General features: G+C 63.8%; 13 protein-coding genes. 4 read left to right on the top strand and 9 right to left on the bottom strand.

All coding sequences use genetic code 11. The features are described 5' to 3' along the window. Positions 1-31: 31 nt before the first annotated feature. Positions 32-283, top strand: coding sequence for a PIN domain-containing protein (locus tag LW136_RS03820; protein ID WP_026006656.1), 252 nt, complete (start codon positions 32-34; stop codon positions 281-283). Positions 284-378: 95 nt separating this feature from the next. After that, positions 379-996, top strand: a complete 618-nt coding sequence (locus LW136_RS03815; protein WP_019407037.1) for an HAD family hydrolase — start codon at positions 379-381, stop codon at positions 994-996. A gap of 620 nt (positions 997-1,616) precedes the next feature. On the opposite strand, the gene LW136_RS03810 is transcribed toward LW136_RS03815, so the two are convergent. Continuing rightward, positions 1,617-2,072: an NUDIX hydrolase gene (locus LW136_RS03810; RefSeq protein WP_023446199.1), complete on the bottom strand. Its 456-nt coding sequence runs from the start codon at positions 2,070-2,072 to the stop codon at positions 1,617-1,619. Positions 2,073-2,295: 223 nt separating this feature from the next. On the opposite strand from LW136_RS03810, the gene LW136_RS03805 reads away from it, so the two are divergent. Further along, positions 2,296-2,910 carry a LysE family translocator gene (locus LW136_RS03805; protein WP_041016060.1) on the top strand — a complete coding sequence of 205 codons (615 nt, stop codon included), beginning with the start codon at positions 2,296-2,298 and terminating at the stop codon, positions 2,908-2,910. Positions 2,911-3,101: 191 nt separating this feature from the next. Here LW136_RS03805 and malK read toward each other — a convergent pair whose 3' ends face one another. From malK to LW136_RS03790, 3 genes are all read right to left on the bottom strand, one after another. Next, the gene (gene malK, locus LW136_RS03800; RefSeq protein ID WP_234174694.1) at positions 3,102-4,217 is read right to left on the bottom strand and encodes a maltose/maltodextrin ABC transporter ATP-binding protein MalK; all 1,116 of its coding nucleotides are present in this window, start codon (positions 4,215-4,217) and stop codon (positions 3,102-3,104) included. Positions 4,218-4,298: 81 nt separating this feature from the next. After that, the gene (locus tag LW136_RS03795) at positions 4,299-5,927 is read right to left on the bottom strand and encodes an alpha-glucosidase (RefSeq protein ID WP_230357668.1); all 1,629 of its coding nucleotides are present in this window, start codon (positions 5,925-5,927) and stop codon (positions 4,299-4,301) included. 147 nt (positions 5,928-6,074) lie between these two features. Continuing rightward, the gene (locus tag LW136_RS03790; RefSeq protein ID WP_234174693.1) at positions 6,075-6,623 is read right to left on the bottom strand and encodes a sugar O-acetyltransferase; all 549 of its coding nucleotides are present in this window, start codon (positions 6,621-6,623) and stop codon (positions 6,075-6,077) included. 175 nt (positions 6,624-6,798) lie between these two features. Here LW136_RS03790 and LW136_RS03785 point away from each other — a divergent pair, with 175 nt between their 5' ends. Then, positions 6,799-7,422 (top strand): glutathione S-transferase family protein, encoded by a 624-nt coding sequence (locus tag LW136_RS03785; protein ID WP_041016056.1) that lies wholly within the window; start codon positions 6,799-6,801, stop codon positions 7,420-7,422. A gap of 45 nt (positions 7,423-7,467) precedes the next feature. Here LW136_RS03785 and LW136_RS03780 read toward each other — a convergent pair whose 3' ends face one another. The 5 genes from LW136_RS03780 to malE form a co-directional block, all read right to left on the bottom strand. Further along, positions 7,468-7,896, bottom strand: coding sequence for a hypothetical protein (locus tag LW136_RS03780; protein ID WP_230357670.1), 429 nt, complete (start codon positions 7,894-7,896; stop codon positions 7,468-7,470). A 136-nt stretch (positions 7,897-8,032) separates the two neighbouring features. Then, entirely contained in the window at positions 8,033-10,780 is a 2,748-nt protein-coding gene (malT, locus tag LW136_RS03775; RefSeq protein WP_230357671.1) for an HTH-type transcriptional regulator MalT, read from the bottom strand. Positions 10,781-10,886: 106 nt separating this feature from the next. Continuing rightward, positions 10,887-11,777, bottom strand: a complete 891-nt coding sequence (gene malG, locus LW136_RS03770) for a maltose ABC transporter permease MalG (protein WP_041016053.1) — start codon at positions 11,775-11,777, stop codon at positions 10,887-10,889. A gap of 10 nt (positions 11,778-11,787) precedes the next feature. Next, positions 11,788-13,353, bottom strand: coding sequence for a maltose ABC transporter permease MalF (gene malF, locus LW136_RS03765; RefSeq protein ID WP_230357672.1), 1,566 nt, complete (start codon positions 13,351-13,353; stop codon positions 11,788-11,790). A gap of 67 nt (positions 13,354-13,420) precedes the next feature. After that, complete coding sequence (gene malE, locus LW136_RS03760; protein WP_230357673.1) at positions 13,421-14,608, bottom strand: maltose/maltodextrin ABC transporter substrate-binding protein MalE; 1,188 nt, start codon at positions 14,606-14,608, stop codon at positions 13,421-13,423. Positions 14,609-14,778: the final 170 nt, after the last annotated feature.

Raw genomic sequence — 14,778 nt, 5'->3', positions numbered from 1 at the left:
TAAGTGGGTTAGCTAACTCGGGGCTGTGGAGATGATCGAGGATCGCGCCAATGAGCTGTTCATCAGCGCCGCTAGCATCTGGGAAATCGGCCAAAACGCGATGGGCAAAGCAAGCTTTCAGTTCGATTCAGGAGTACTAAGAAGGTCTCTTCTGGACGGCGACTACAAGGAGCTGTCCGTGACCAGCCGACACGCCATTACGGCTGCGGCCTCGCCTCTCCTTCACAGCGCCCATTTGATCGGATGCTCATCGGACAAGCAGCTTCGGAAGGCTTCATCCTAGTAACCAATAATCATGCTACAGCGAAGTATTCGGGGCCAATCAAGCACGTCGGTTGAATGCGCCAGCCTTCATACCCTGTCGTAACGGGATGTCTAATGACCATACAAGCCGTCATTTTTGATGCTTTCGGGACACTGATAAAGATTCAAGATGGGTCGCATCCGTACCGACAGTTGATGAAGATCGGAAAGGCGCATGGGCGGCGCCCCCGCCCGGACGACGCGTCTTTCCTGATGAAATCTGCGATAACGTTGACGCAAGCCGCAGCGCATTTGGGGATCACTGCAAGCCCTGAACAATTGAGCACTCTGGAAACTGTCCTGGCAGAAGAGATCGCAGCCGTTGAGGCATATCCTGACGGGCTCGAAGCGGTGAAACTGCTCCAAGAGCAAGGCATTCGAATCGGTGTTTGCTCGAATTTGGCTTTCCCGTACCGGCAAGCCGTCCTGCGTTGCTACCCCATGCTAGACGCATATGCGTTTAGCTGTGATTTAGGCGTAATGAAGCCCGAACCCACCATCTACAGTTGGATTTGCGATCAGCTTGGGGCGTCCCCGACCGCATCGTGGATGATCGGTGACTCCCAACGTTGCGACCGAGATGGGCCAACGGCAGTAGGCATCCGAGGCTTTTTTGTTGACCGAAACAGCACCAACGGTGACTGCCCTGAATTGGTTACGTTCGCTCGTAAGGTATTGGCAACCGCGCGTTGAGCGAGCGATGTCAGCCCCATCCATTTTCGCACCTCGCGATTGAAACCTGGAATCACACCAGGCAATCCTGCTCCATGAACCTCGAACCGCAGTCAAAATAAGACCGTAAATTGAGTTGAGGTGATTATGATCGGGTGCCAACGGGAACACCTTAGAAACCCAAGGCGCCTCCCTAGATCATTGGTAACTTCAAACTCAGGAGCGTTTGGCTTCAACGCAGCCTAAACCCAACCGACTGCGGGCAGCTCTACTCGCCAACGCACGCAAAGCCACTCTCACAGATAGGTGAATGCGATGCTTGACAAGGCTCGAAAGGTTCATATACTCGCGCTCACTGTGAGCAATCCAACAAATCAAGGTTTCTTGCATAATGCGCTGAAGCCTTGATTTGGCCGGGATATTGAAGTTTGGGATTCAAATCCCCCCGGCTCCACCAAATACAAAGCCCCGAGAATCTCAAGATTCTCGGGGCTTTTTTTCGTGTATCGGAAAATACTGGAGGCCTCGGCACGCTTCCCCTTGCACGTTCACGCTCTCGTGCAAGGCTTTGGTAGCGACTCGGCCACTCCACTGGGTCACCCCACCGCTAGCCCCGTCCTAGAAGTGAACGCCGATCAGAATCAGCTGCTGCACTGACGATCACTTAAGAGAGCGCCCAGAAGTTCAGGCAGCCACGTGGGCTTGAATAGGGATGCGGCTTGGTCCTGCATTTCGTTCAAGCTCCACCACTTCCATTTCTGAATGGTGCTCTTTTCTTCTTCGGTCCATTCTGCCGCGAACACGCTCGTGTCCGCTGGGCATTCCACGAGGAAGTACTTCTCCAGCCAGCGCGCCGGTGTCGAGCGTGCTACGGCATATACCTCATCTCGTTCTTTGAGCAGCTTTCCGACGTGAAGCGTTAGGCCGGTCTCCTCATACAGCTCCCTTGCTGCTGCATCGGCGTAGCTTTCGCCAGGTTGTAGCTCGCCCCCGGCGGTCGCCCAGAAGGGCGCTTCATGCTCGTCTTTGTACAAGAAAAGTAAAAGGCGTCCATCAGCATCCACGATGAACAATCGAGAGGATTTTCTGACCTGCATTCGTACCTCACTGTGGCTCCGAGCGAATGCGCCATAACCGACGCGAAGCGCCAGACTACCGCGGTTGACTCTCGCGGGGCAGACGGGGTCCAGCGCTCAGGTCTCGAGGCTTTCGCGGCAGCGGCCTTCGACGAACCATGCGATGCGATATGCGCCGGTTGGGGCGGCGCCCGTCAATGCTCTATGCTGGCTCAGTCGATCAGCCCCTTATCAAGGAGCCCAAATGCCCAGCCTCGAATATCTGATTACCTGCCTGGTCGTCGTGCTGATACCCGGCGCGGGGGTGATATATACGGTTTCGACGGCGCTGATGCACGGCCGTCGCGCCGGTATTTTGGCCGCGACAGCCTGTACGCTCGGGATTCTGCCGCATCTGCTGGCGACCATTCTCGGTGTCGCGGCGATCCTGCATTCCAGTGCGCTGGTCTTCGAGACTCTGCGCTATGCAGGTGCCGCCTACCTGCTCTATCTCGCCTATGCGACCTGGCGTGACCGCTCTGCGCTGGCGGTGGGCGGCGATAGTGAACCACTCAGGGTTCGATCGCTGGTTGCGAAGGCGCTGCTGGTCAATCTGCTGAACCCGAAACTGACCATTTTTTTCCTGGCCTTCCTGCCGCAATTCATCCGGCCGGGCGCCGGCGATGAGCTTGGGCAGCTGCTCGTTCTCAGCGCGACTTTCATGCTGATGACATTTGCCATCTTTACTGTCTACGGCCTGCTGGCGCACGCATTTCGCAAGGCGGTCATCGAATCGCAGCGAGTTCAGGCCTGGCTGCGCCGGGGCTTCGCGGCATCATTTGCCGGTCTCGGTGTAAACCTGGCCTTGGCCGACAGATGAACCCCCTGGCCTTTGACGCGACCGAGCAAACGCCACGGCAACGGTTCTAGCGTCACCGATCACGCGGACCGTGCCTCTCTGTATGACGTCGGCACTGAGCAGCCTGAAGGAGCCGTTTTACCGCACTCGATCAGGCGCAATTAAAGCTGGCCTAGCAGAACCCTGCCGCCAGTCCAGCGGCGCGGTTTCACTCACCCATAAATCGCCGGCTCGCGGTAGTGCCGGGCGCAGGCGTCGCCGTTCTCGCGGAACAGGTGGCATTTGTCGGCTTTTAGCCCGGCGGCGAAGGTTTCGCCTTCGGTGACGCGCAGGTTGCCGTCGACGCAGAGGGTGATGACGTCCTGCAGGCGCTCCAGGGTGAGGTACAGCAGGTTGTACTGGCCCAGACGCTCGGCCACAGTGATCTGGCCGTGGAAGGTGAAGTCGGCCTCGTCCGGCATGACGAAGTGTTCGGGGCGGATGCCGAGGGTGAGCGGGTCGCCAGCGCTGACGGCGCTGCCATCCACCGGCAGGGTCAGTGGGTAACCGCTGGGCAGTTCCACGGTGACGGCTTCCGGGCTGGCGGAGACGGCGCGCACCTCGACGAAGTTCATCTGCGGCGAGCCGAGGAAGCCGGCGACGAAGCGGTTCTGCGGGTAGTGGTACAGGTGCAGCGGTTGGCCGACCTGGGCGATTTCGCCGGCGTTGAGCACGACGATCTTGTCGGCCAGGGTCATGGCTTCGACCTGGTCGTGGGTCACGTAGATCATGGTGGAGCGGATGCGCTGGTGCAGGCGGGCGATCTCGATGCGCATCTGCACGCGGAGGAAGGCGTCGAGGTTCGACAGGGGTTCGTCGAACAGGAACACCTTCGGCTCGCGGACCATGGTGCGGCCGATGGCGACGCGCTGGCGCTGGCCACCGGAAAGGTCCTTGGGTTTGCGCTCGAGCAGTTTGTCGAGCTGCAGGATTTCCGCGACCGCTTCCACGCGACGGGCGATCTCGCGCTTATCGACGCTGGCGAGCTTGAGGCCGAAGGCCATGTTCTCTGCCACGGTCATGTGCGGATAGAGGGCGTAGGACTGGAAGACCATGCCAACCGAACGATCCTTCGGCGGCAGGTCGTTGACGCGCTGGTCGCCGATCAGCAGATCGCCCGAAGTGATGTCCTCCAGCCCGGCGATCAGTCGCAGCAGCGTGGACTTGCCGCAGCCGGACGGGCCGACGAAGACGACGAACTCACCGTCTTCGATATCCAGGTCGATATGCCGGGTGATCGGCGTACCGTCGTAACTCTTGCAGATGTCGCGCAGCGTGACACTGGCCATCGTTGTTGTTCTCCGTTGATGCCGCCAAGCTCTCGTTATCTGGCGCAGCGGTGGGACACCCCCACCGCTGCCGACGCCCCCTTAACCCGCGAGCCGCACGTAGCCGAAGCCATGGGCCGGCAGCCGCGCCCACTGGCCGTCGTATTCGGCGAAACTCGCCGGCACGTCCACCAGCGGCACCGCCTGCCCCGGCAGCTCGTAGCTGCGCGGCAGATCGCCGAGGTTGAACAGGCACAGCCAGACCTCCCCCCCGAGCCGGCGCTCGAACACCAGCAGGGCGTCGTCATGGTAGACCATGCGGATATCGCCCTCGATCAGCAGACGCTGCTCGCGCCGCCAGCCGAGGAAGCGACGGTAGCAGTTGAGCATCGAGTGCGGATCGGCTTCCTGCGCCGCCACGGAAAGCGAACGGTGCGAGTCGTCCACCGGCAACCACGGCTGGCTACCGGTAAAGCCGGCATGATGCGCCTCGCTCTGCCACGGCATCGGCGTGCGGCAGCCGTCGCGGCCCTTGAATTCCGGCCAGAAGGTAATGCCGTACGGATCGACCAGATCCTCGTAGCGCAGTTCCGCTTCCGGCAGGCCCAGCTCCTCGCCCTGATAGAGGCAGACACTGCCGCGCAGGGACAACAGCAGTGCCATCAGCAGCCTGCCGCGCTCCGGGTCGGGCCGGCCATTGAGGGCCCAGCGCGTCATAACCCGCACCACATCGTGGTTGCCCATCGACCAGCACGACCAACCGTCCGCGAGTTCGCGCTCGATGCCTTCCACGGTGTGGCGGATATAGGCCGGGCTGCACTGCTCGGTGAGCAGGTCGAAGGAATACGCCATGTGCAGCGTGTCGCCGCCGCTGGTGTAGGCGGCCATAGTGCGCAAGGATTCGTCGCAGCCGATCTCGGCTACCGAGGAGGCACCGGGATAGCGCTGCAGCAGGGCCCGCAGACGGCGCAGGAAGTCCATGTTTTCCGGCCGCGTCTTGTCGTAGATATGGCGCTGGTAGGCGTAGGGGTTGTCGACGCGCACGCCGATGCTGCCTTCGCGAATCTCCGTGTTCGGCGGGTTGTCGCGCAGTTCGGCGTCGTGGAAGTAGAAGTTCGCTGCATCCAGGCGGAAACCGTCCACGCCCAGCTTGAGCCAGAACTCCATGTCGTCGAGCACCTGATCCTGCACGGCCGGACAGTGGAAATTCAGGTCCGGCTGGCTGGAGAGGAAGTTGTGCAGGTAGTACTGCCGGCGCCGACTGTCCCAGCTCCAGGCCGGACCGCCGAACACCGACAGCCAGTTGTTCGGCACGGTGCCGTCCGGCTTGGGATCGGCCCAGACGTACCAGTCGGCCTTGTCGTTGTCGCGGCTGGAACGGCTTTCGACGAACCACTGATGCTGGTCGGAAGAATGGTTGAGCACCTGGTCGATCAGCACGCGCATGCCGCGTTCGTGGCAGGCCTCGACCAACCGGACGAAGTCGTCGAGGGTGCCGAACAGCGGATCGACGCCGCGATAGTCGGCCACGTCGTAGCCGAAATCCTTCATCGGCGAAGTGAAGAAGGGCGACAGCCAGATGGCGTCGACGTTGAGGCTGGCGATGTAGTCCAGCTTATGCAGCACGCCGGGCAGGTCGCCCACGCCGTCGCCGTTGCTGTCGAAGAAGCTGCGCGGGTAGACCTGATAGATCACCCCGCCGCGCCACCAGTTCTGAAGTTGCTCGGACATACCACGTACCTTGAGTGAGCGTGAAGACGGGGTCACTCTAGGTGCGGCAAGCGGTCGCAACATCCTCCGGCGGCGGGCGGGCGCAGGCGTAAGGGCCGGGCGTAGACGGTCCGCTGGCCGAGGGCGTAGACGGCGACAGCGAGCCGGTCAGCACATCCGCGCCGGGTTGCCGACCACCGTGGCGCCGGCCGGCACGTCACGGGTCACCACGCTGCCGGCGCCGATCACCGCATCGTCGCCCACCGTCACGCCCGGCAGGATGATCGCCCCACCACCGACCCAGACATTGCGACCGATATGGATCGGCCGACCGAACTCCACGCCCGAACGACGCGCCTCGGGGTCACGCGGATGGTCGGCGGTGTAGAGCTGCACCGCCGGCCCGATCTGCGCACCGGCGCCGATGTGCACCTCCACCACATCGAGAATCACACAGTTGAAATTGAGAAAGGCGCCTTCGCCCAGGTGGATGTTGTAGCCGTAGTCGCAGTGGAACGGCGGACGGATCACCGCGCCGGCACCGACCGAGGCCAGCCGCTCGGCCAGCAGCGCCCGACGCTCGTCCGGCGAGGCCGCGAGCGCCGCGTTGTAGCGCACCATCCAGGCCTTGGCAGCGGCCTGATCGGCGAGGATCTCCGGGTCACCGGGGTAGTACAGCCCGCCGGCCAGCATCTTCTGCTTCTCGCTCATCGCCATGGCAACGCCTCCATCTCTGAAGGCCCGAGGGTGCCACAGCCTGGCGCTGCGCTCCTCCTCCCCCGCCCGGCGGCGAGCGGGCGAGGCGATGGACGGTTCGGCCCGGCGCCTTCGCATCCACCGGCGGGCTCGACTAGGGTTGATGCACCGTCCAATCGCCTCTGGAGCACTGCCTGTGAAACTGATCGGTCGCTACATGTCGCCTTTCGTCCGCCGCGTCGGCGTCAGCCTGCATCTGTTGGACGTACCATTCACCAACGAACCGCTCAGCGTACTGACGGATAGTCTGAAGATTCGCGGATACTCGCCGCTGGGTCGCTTGCCGGCGCTGGTGCTGGACGATGGCCAGGTGCTGATCGACAGCAACGCCATTCTCGATTATTTCGATCAGCAGGCGGGCGCCGAGCGCGCACTGCTGCCGCTGTCCGGCCCCCAGCGCAGCGAGGCGATGAACCTGCTGGCCTTCGCCGTCGGTGCCTGCGAGAAAACCGTGGCGGCCTACTACGAACGCGATCGGCGGCCAGAAGGACTGGTCTGGGACGACTGGTATCGCCATTGCGAGGACCAGGCGCGCGGCGCGCTGGCATTGCTGGATGCGCACCAGGCCGAGCGCGGCGAGCGGCCCTTGCTCGGCGAGCGCATGAGCCAGGTGGATATCAGCGCGGTGGTCGCCTACGACTTCGCCCGTATCACCCTGCCCGACACGCTGGCGCCGGACGGCACCTTTCCGCACCTGGCCTCCGCGTCGCAGCGCGCCAACGCCCTGCCCGCCTTCGCCCAGACGCAGTGGAAGGGCTGAGCGAGGTCCTGCAGTCCAAGCGCTAGCGGCGCATTGCCGGTGAGTTCAGCGCGGCGCGCGAACCTGGGCCACTACCTCGTCCAGGGTGGGGTTGGCCTTGCCCATGCCATTGAAGAACACGGCGGGAATGCCACCGTTTAGCACCGCGACTGTGCGCTGGAGCTGCGCCTGCTGCTCGGCGTTGGGGTTGTTCGTCTCGGTAGTGAAGTGACTGGAGCGTTGCACCGCGATGCCCATACGGGACAGCCCGGCCGCCAGTTCGTCGGCCCGCCGCGCTTCATCAGAAGGGCAGTTGACCGGTGCGAAAACCATCACCACGCCCGGGCGCGCACCACCGGGCATCGCCACCGAGATGAACCCCGAGGGGCTAATTGTCGTGCCTGCCTGGAGCAGTATCTCCTGCTGATGCCCGCTCCACAGCTTGTAGCCGAGACCCAGGACGGCGGCGATAAACAGGACGCGGGTCAGGCTCATGGGCGGCCCCCGTCGTGCTGTACTGCGCCCGGCGCGTGCCGGGCGGTTCGCTGAGCTGTCGTCATCATCCGCCACATCCCTGTTGTGCTGTACGGCCCGCGAGCATAGCCGGTCGCATCGGCGGCGGCGAGCGGGCCTAGTCGCCCTGAATCTTGCTCAGCAGGTCGCGTGCCAGCTGCACCGCTTCGCTGCGGTGGGTGATGTTGAGCTTCTGGTAGAGGCTGCGGATGTGCGTCTTGATGGTGGTGGGCGCAACGTTGAGGTGATCGGCGATCTGCTCGTTGGACTGCCCGGCGTGGATCAGGCTCAGCACCTGCCATTCGCGCCGGGTCAGCGGTGAGCGGCGGATCAGCTCGGGGACGTCGGGGCGATTGATGATGTCCTGGATCACCGCCTCGTCGAGAGTGATGCGGATGGCGCGGCTGAAGTCGCGCTGCTGCTGCGCCAGCTGGATCAGCCGCGTGGCGCGCTGGGCTTCCGGTTCGTCGAGGGTGCGTTCGTGCAGCAGGCACTTGAGCATGCCAATGATCGGCTTGCCGACCCGCAGGAAGCTGCCAACGGCGCCGCTGCCACTGGCCAGGGTCATGGCCCGTTGCAGGTGATCCAGCGCCTGCTGGCGTTCTTCACGCAGCCAGTGCAGCTGCGCCAGAAGGATGTGGTTACGGTTGCGATCCATCACCAGGCCGTGGCGCTCGGCATCGGTCAGCAACTGGCGCAGGATCGGCAGCGCGCTGTCCAGCTGTCCCAGCGCCACGTGGGCACGGGCATGGTTGCGCGCATTGAGCTGGGAGAAGTGGTTGGCGCCGGCGCTGACCGGTGGCGCGCTGATCAGCCATTGACGAATCGCCTCGCGATCCTGGCTGGAATCCCAGTAGGCAAGCATCACCGCGTGGGCGTTGGCCAGCCAGTCGATGTGGTAGCGATCATCGGCGAGCATCGCCTGCATCTGACTGATGTAATCGGCACAAGCGCTCTGCTGGCCGCGGGCGTAGGCGACGCCGGCCAGCAACGTGTGGCTCTGCAGGCGCCAGCGCTGGTCGCCAAGCTCGTCGAGAATCTGGATGCCCTGCAGCGCGCATTGCTCGGCGGCGTCCAGCTGATGCCACTCCAGCAGCACCTGGCCGCGCACCCGATAGATGAACTCGACAATGGGCGTGGCACGCAGATGCTGCTGTTCGATGTACTGGATGGCCCGTTCCTGCAGGGTGTAGGCCTTCTGCAGATGCCCCTGGGCGATGGCGATCTCCGACAGTTGGCCGAGGCTCCAGACCACCAGGTGCGAGGCATTGATCTCGCGAGCACGGCGCTCGGCTTCCTCGTACTGCTTCTGCGCCTGTGGCAGTGCGCCCTGAACGAAGTGCACCTCGGCCAGCCCGGACATCGCCGCCACGCGCGAGGTGCGCATGATCAGCGGCTCGCAGGTCAGCGCCTCCTGGGCCAGGGCGATGGCGCGCTGCTCGTCGCCCTGGTTCATCGCCACCTGCGCGCGCACCGCATTGAATTCGCAGACGATGCGCGCCCAGTCCTGCTCGGAGCAGCTGCGCTGCAGGGCCAGCTCGGCGGCCTTGAACCAGCGCTCGACGTGATCGAACTGATAGGAATTCTGCGACACCCAGGCTTGCAGCAGGGTGAGCAGCGGCGAGCCGGCAATCACGGTTTCCGGCAGGGTTTCCAGGGATTGCTGCAGCAGCCCGAGCTGGCCCTGGCGGTAGAAGGCGCGCCCGTGGCGCTGGAGTATTTCGGCGACCTGCAGCGGATCGCCTGCCTGCACCGCGTGGCGTGCGGCCTCCTCGGGCAGATTCTCGGCCAGCAGCGCTTCGGCGGCACGCAGATGCAACTGGTTGAGCCGCTGCGGCTGGAGGGTGCGCAGCTCGCCCTGCAAGAACACGGCGAACAATGGATGGTAGCTGTACCAGCGGCGCAGGTTGTCCAGCGGTTGGATGAACAGGCCGCCACGCTCGAGCCGTTCGAGCATCTCGCGACCGTGGCAGGCTTCGGTCAGGCGGTCGGCCAGCGCGGCATCGAAGCGGTCGAGCAGGCAGGTGGCTTCGAGAAAACCACGCAGGTCTTCGGGCAGGCCCTCGATTACCTGTTCGCGCATGTAGTCGCGGATGTCGGGGTGGCCGAGCAGCAGGTTCTCCAGAAACAGGTCCATGCCGCGGCTGGTCTGCACTTCCTGCAGCGCCAGCTGCAGTGCGCAGGGCCAGCCACCGATGCGCCGGTTGAGCCGTTCGACCTGCTCGCGGTTGATGTTCACCGGCACGCCCAGCTGCAGCAAGGCCTGCACCTCGTCGTCCTCGAAGGCCAGCTGACGGGCATTGAGCAGCAGCAGCTGATGCTTGACCCGCAGCTCGGCGACGCCCAGTTCCGGCAGGCGACGGCTGCACACCAGCAAGGTCATCCAGCAGGGCATGTGGCGCAGGAAGAAACGCAGCCCGGCAATCAGCTCGCGCTCGTGCAGGACCTCGAACTCGTCGAGCACGATGAGAATTGCCTCGTGCTCGCCCGGCAGCTCGGCCAGCAGCTGGGTGAACAGCGCATCCAGCGACACCTGCCCCTGCTCGGCGAGCGCAGCGGACAGCGGGCAACCGGCATCGAGCTGGCGATCCAGCGTGTGGGTCAGGTAGCGGCCGAACTGCAGCGCCAGATTGTCGCTGGCATGCAGCTGCAGCCAGGCGACGCGGCCATCGAAAGCCCGCGCCCACTGCGCCGCCAGGGTGGTCTTGCCGAAGCCGCTGGCCGCGTGCAGCACGGCCAGACGCACCTGCGGCAGGCGCAGCTGCCACTCGTCCAGGCGCGGGCGTTCGAGCAGGCCCGGCGGCAGCATGGGGATCGCCAGTTTGGTGGGGATCAGCGGCAGCAAAGCTGGCATCGAGGCATTCATGGACGGCTCCCTGTTTTCGTTCTTATTGTTGTTTTTCTCGTGGCCTGGCGCACCGGCTCGCATGGTTCCCGCTCCCCGGTCTCGCGCCCTGTTTCGCTACGTTTCCTCAGCCCTTCACACCGCCCGCCGTGAGGCCGCCGACGATCCACTTCTGGCAGTAGAGGAACACCGCCGTGATGGGCAGTCCAGACAGCACCGCCGCCGCGGCAAAATCACCCCACAGGTAGTTCTGCGGATAGAGGTACTGCTGCGCACCGACCGAGAGGGTCAGCTTGTCGACATCCATCAGCAGCACCGAGGCGATCGGATATTCGGTGACGCTGGTGATAAACGCCAGGATGAACACCACCGCCAGGATCGGCACGCTCATCGGCAGCAGGATATGGAAGAACGCCTGCCAGGTGGTCGCACCGTCGACGATGGCGGCTTCCTCAAGCGACGCATCGATGCTTTCGAAGTAGCCCTTGATGGTCCAGATATGCAGCGCCATGCCGCCCAGCGAGGCAACGATCACCGCGCCGTGGCTGTTCACCCCGAGCCAGCTGACGTGCTGGCCGAGCTGGTCGAACAGCGCGTAGATGGCCACCAGCGAGAGCACCGGCGGGAACATCTGAAAGATCAGCATGCTCTTCAGGATCGGCGCCTTGCCGCCGAAACGCATGCGCGCGAAGGCGTAGGCGCTGGTGGTCGACAGGAGCAGGATCAGCACCGAGCTGGCCAGCGCGATCTTCACCGAATTCCACAGCCACAACAGCACCGGGAACGGCGGCTGGGTGACGCTGCCGTCGTCATGGGTGTAGGGGATGCCGAGAGCCAGCGACCAGTGCTCCAGGGTCGGGCTCTCGGGGAACAGGCTGCCGGTGGCGAAGTTGCCTTCGCGGAAGGAAATCGAGATCACCATCAGCAGCGGAAAGAGGATCACCGCAACGAACGCCAGCAGCGCCGCGTGGGTTGCCCACAGCCGGTAACGGGCGGATCTGGGTTGCACCATGGCCATGTGGGTCTCCTTATACCTTCACTTTCGAGAGTTTGAGGTTGAGCAGCGCCATGGCGCCCACCAGCAGGAAGATCATCGTGGCAATCGCCGCGGCCAAGGCAAAGTCCTGCCCGGAATCCTGGAAGGCGATGCGGTAAGTGTAGCTCACCAGCAGGTCCGTGGTGCCGGCCGGGGTGGTCGCACCGATGATGTCCGGGCCACCGCGGGTCAACAGGGTGATGAGCACGAAGTTGTTGAAGTTGAAGGCGAAGCTTGCGATCAGCAGCGGCATCAGCGGCTTGATCAGCTGCGGTAGGGTGATGCGCAGCAGGTTGTCCAGCGGACTGGCGCCGTCGATGGCCGAAGCCTCGTACTGATCCCGCGGGATCGCCTGCAGGAGACCCATGCACAGCAGCAGCATGTAGGGGTAGCCGAGCCAGGTATTGACGATAAGGATCATCGTTCGCGCCAGGGCCGGGTCGCTGAACCAGTCCGGGCGCATGCCGAACAGACTGTCGAGCAGCAGGTTGATCTCGCCGAAGTTCTGGTTGAACAGGCCGCGGAACACCAGAATGGAAATGAATGCCGGCACCGCATACGGCAGGATCAGCATCAGCCGGTAGAACGCCTTGCCGCGCACCAGCTCCCATTGCAGCAGGCTGGCCAGCACCAGGCCGACCGCGAGGGTGAAGACCACCGTGAGGCCGGCGAAGGCGAAGGTCCAGGCGAATATCTGCATGAAGGGTTCGCGGATGCTCGGTTCGGTCAGCACCCGGGAAAAGTTGGCGAAGCCGGTGAACACGGTAAAGCCCGGTGGCACCGCCTTGCCCGCCTCGTCGACATAGAAGCCTCGCTCCATGTCGGCGGTCAGCCGCGCGCCACTGCGGGTGTCGACCAGAACGCCGGGGCCATCCTGACGATAGACGGGTTGCACGGCGGCGACTTCACGCAATCCGTACAGGCGCAGCAGGCTGCCATCCGGCACCTGCATCACCCATTGCTCCAGGGCCTTGCGCCGCTGGATCACCTCGCGCAACGCCAGCGCATCGCCCAGCCCCTCGACGCTTTCGGCCGGCTGCAGGAGCAGCGGCGATTCGGCGTCAGGCTCGCCGGTCAACGGCGGGCTGACGAACACGCCCTGCTCGCCCTTGTCGATGCGCAGGCGCTCGCCCTCCGGGCTCGGGTGCAGACTGAAGCGGAAGCGCTCGCCAGCCAGGTAGGTCTGGCTCAGGTGATATTGCTCGACCTGGGCCTGACTCAGCAGATTGGTGCCACTGTAGTTGGTGAAGCCAATGCCCACCGTATAGAGCAGTGGAAAGATCACGAAAACCAGCATGCCCGCCACCGACGGGAAGATGTAGCGCTGCGCGTACATGCGCCGGTTGATGAACAGATAGCTGGCGATGCCGGTGACCACCAGCCCGAGCAGAGCGAAGGCCATCTGCTTCTGGACGTAGAGCGCGACCACCAGATACAGCGCGAAGGCGTTGAAGGCCAGCCAAAGCAGCCAGCGCAGGCCGGTGGTCAGGGAGCGGGGCAGGCCCCGGGAAGTCGAACGGGTCATGGCAGGGCTGGGCAACTCGGCACGGGCATTCACGGGAGAAGAACCTTTATGAACGGAGCTTAGTCTGCCGGCGCGCCTGTACAGGCGGCCGGCGAGCGGCTCAACGGGTGATGCGCTTGGCGGCATCGTCCAGGGCGGCGTCGACATCCTGTCGACCGGAAGAGATGTTGGTCAGCGCGGCAGCCATGGCCGACCAGAACGCCCCCATCTCCGGCACGTTGGGCATCGGCTCGCCCATCTGGGCGTTCTCGAATGTCGCCTTGATGTGCGGGTTGGCAGACAGCTCTTCCATGTAGGCGGTATTGGCCACGGCGCCCAGCGGCACGTCGGCATTGACCGTCTTCAGGCCCTCGACCTGCAGCAGGTAGTTCTCGAGGAATTCCACGGCCAGGTCCTTGTTCGGGCTGGCCGCGTTTAGCAGCGCCGCGGCGACACCGACGAAGGGCTTGCTCGGCTCGCCATCGACCGCAGGGATCGGTGCCACGCCGAAGTCGATGCCGCTTTTTTCGATGTTCGACCAGGCCCAAGGGCCGCTGATCATCATCGCCGAGTCACCCTTGTTGAACGCCGCTTCGGCCACGCTGTAATCCGCGCCCTTGGGCATCACGCCCTTGTCGATCAGATCGCGCAGCACCTGTGCACCGGCCTTGGCGCCGGCGTTGTTCACCCCGGTGGAATTGACGTCGTAGCCGCCGTCGGTCTGCTCGAACACGTAGCCGCCCTTGGCCGAAAGCAGCGGCCAGGTGAAGTAGGTGTTGTTGTAGTCCCAGAGGATGGCGCGCTTGCCTTGCGCGGAGAGCTTCTCGTTGAGCGCCATGACGTCATCGAAGGTCTTGGGCGGGGTGTCCACCAGCGCCTTGTTGTAGATCAGGCCGATGGTTTCCACCGAAATCGGGTAGCCCCACAGCTTGTTGTCGTAGGTCACCGCCTGCCAGGAGAAGTCGGCGATGCCCGACTTGGTCTCGGCGCTGGGGGTGACGGGAGTGAGCAGGCCGCTCTTGGCCCATTCGCCGATGCGGTCGTGGGCCCAGATAAAGATGTCCGGGCCGTTGCCGGTGGCCGCTGCCTGCTGGAACTTGTCGGTGGCGCTGTCCGGGTGAGCCACTTCGACGGGAATGCCGGTCTCGGCGGTGAACTTCTTGCCGACTTCGGCAAGGCCTTTATAGCCCTTGTCGCCGTTGATCCAGACGACCAGCTTGCCTTCCTCGATCGCCGCCAGCGCCGGTAGCGGCAGGCTGAAGGTCGCCGCCAGGCCGACGGTGGCGATACACCAGAATTTCTTGTTCATGCTTCGCTTTCCTCGTGGCTTCTTATTAGTTGTTCCACCTGCTGCCGGCCTGAGGCTCTGACAGTCGTTCCATCCTCGGCGCGTCCCGTTCCATGTGCATCCTCCTCCCCGAGGGGGCGGAGGGCGTAGAAGCGGGGCGTAGATCAGCCGTCGCAACGGCACAAAATACG

This window comes from Stutzerimonas kunmingensis (assembly GCF_021432085.1).
Taxonomy (GTDB): domain Bacteria; phylum Pseudomonadota; class Gammaproteobacteria; order Pseudomonadales; family Pseudomonadaceae; genus Stutzerimonas.
This window is presented reverse-complemented; position numbering and strand designations above follow the sequence as displayed.

Coding starts and splice junctions, on each gene's coding strand:
- LW136_RS03820 (WP_026006656.1), top strand. CDS start 32: ATGATCGAGGATCGCGCCAATGAGCTGTTCATCAGCGCCGCTAGCATC.
- LW136_RS03815 (WP_019407037.1), top strand. CDS start 379: ATGACCATACAAGCCGTCATTTTTGATGCTTTCGGGACACTGATAAAG.
- LW136_RS03810 (WP_023446199.1), bottom strand. CDS start 2,072: ATGCAGGTCAGAAAATCCTCTCGATTGTTCATCGTGGATGCTGATGGA.
- LW136_RS03805 (WP_041016060.1), top strand. CDS start 2,296: ATGCCCAGCCTCGAATATCTGATTACCTGCCTGGTCGTCGTGCTGATA.
- malK (WP_234174694.1), bottom strand. CDS start 4,217: ATGGCCAGTGTCACGCTGCGCGACATCTGCAAGAGTTACGACGGTACG.
- LW136_RS03795 (WP_230357668.1), bottom strand. CDS start 5,927: ATGTCCGAGCAACTTCAGAACTGGTGGCGCGGCGGGGTGATCTATCAG.
- LW136_RS03790 (WP_234174693.1), bottom strand. CDS start 6,623: ATGGCGATGAGCGAGAAGCAGAAGATGCTGGCCGGCGGGCTGTACTAC.
- LW136_RS03780 (WP_230357670.1), bottom strand. CDS start 7,896: ATGAGCCTGACCCGCGTCCTGTTTATCGCCGCCGTCCTGGGTCTCGGC.
- malT (WP_230357671.1), bottom strand. CDS start 10,780: ATGAATGCCTCGATGCCAGCTTTGCTGCCGCTGATCCCCACCAAACTG.
- malG (WP_041016053.1), bottom strand. CDS start 11,777: ATGGCCATGGTGCAACCCAGATCCGCCCGTTACCGGCTGTGGGCAACC.
- malE (WP_230357673.1), bottom strand. CDS start 14,608: ATGAACAAGAAATTCTGGTGTATCGCCACCGTCGGCCTGGCGGCGACC.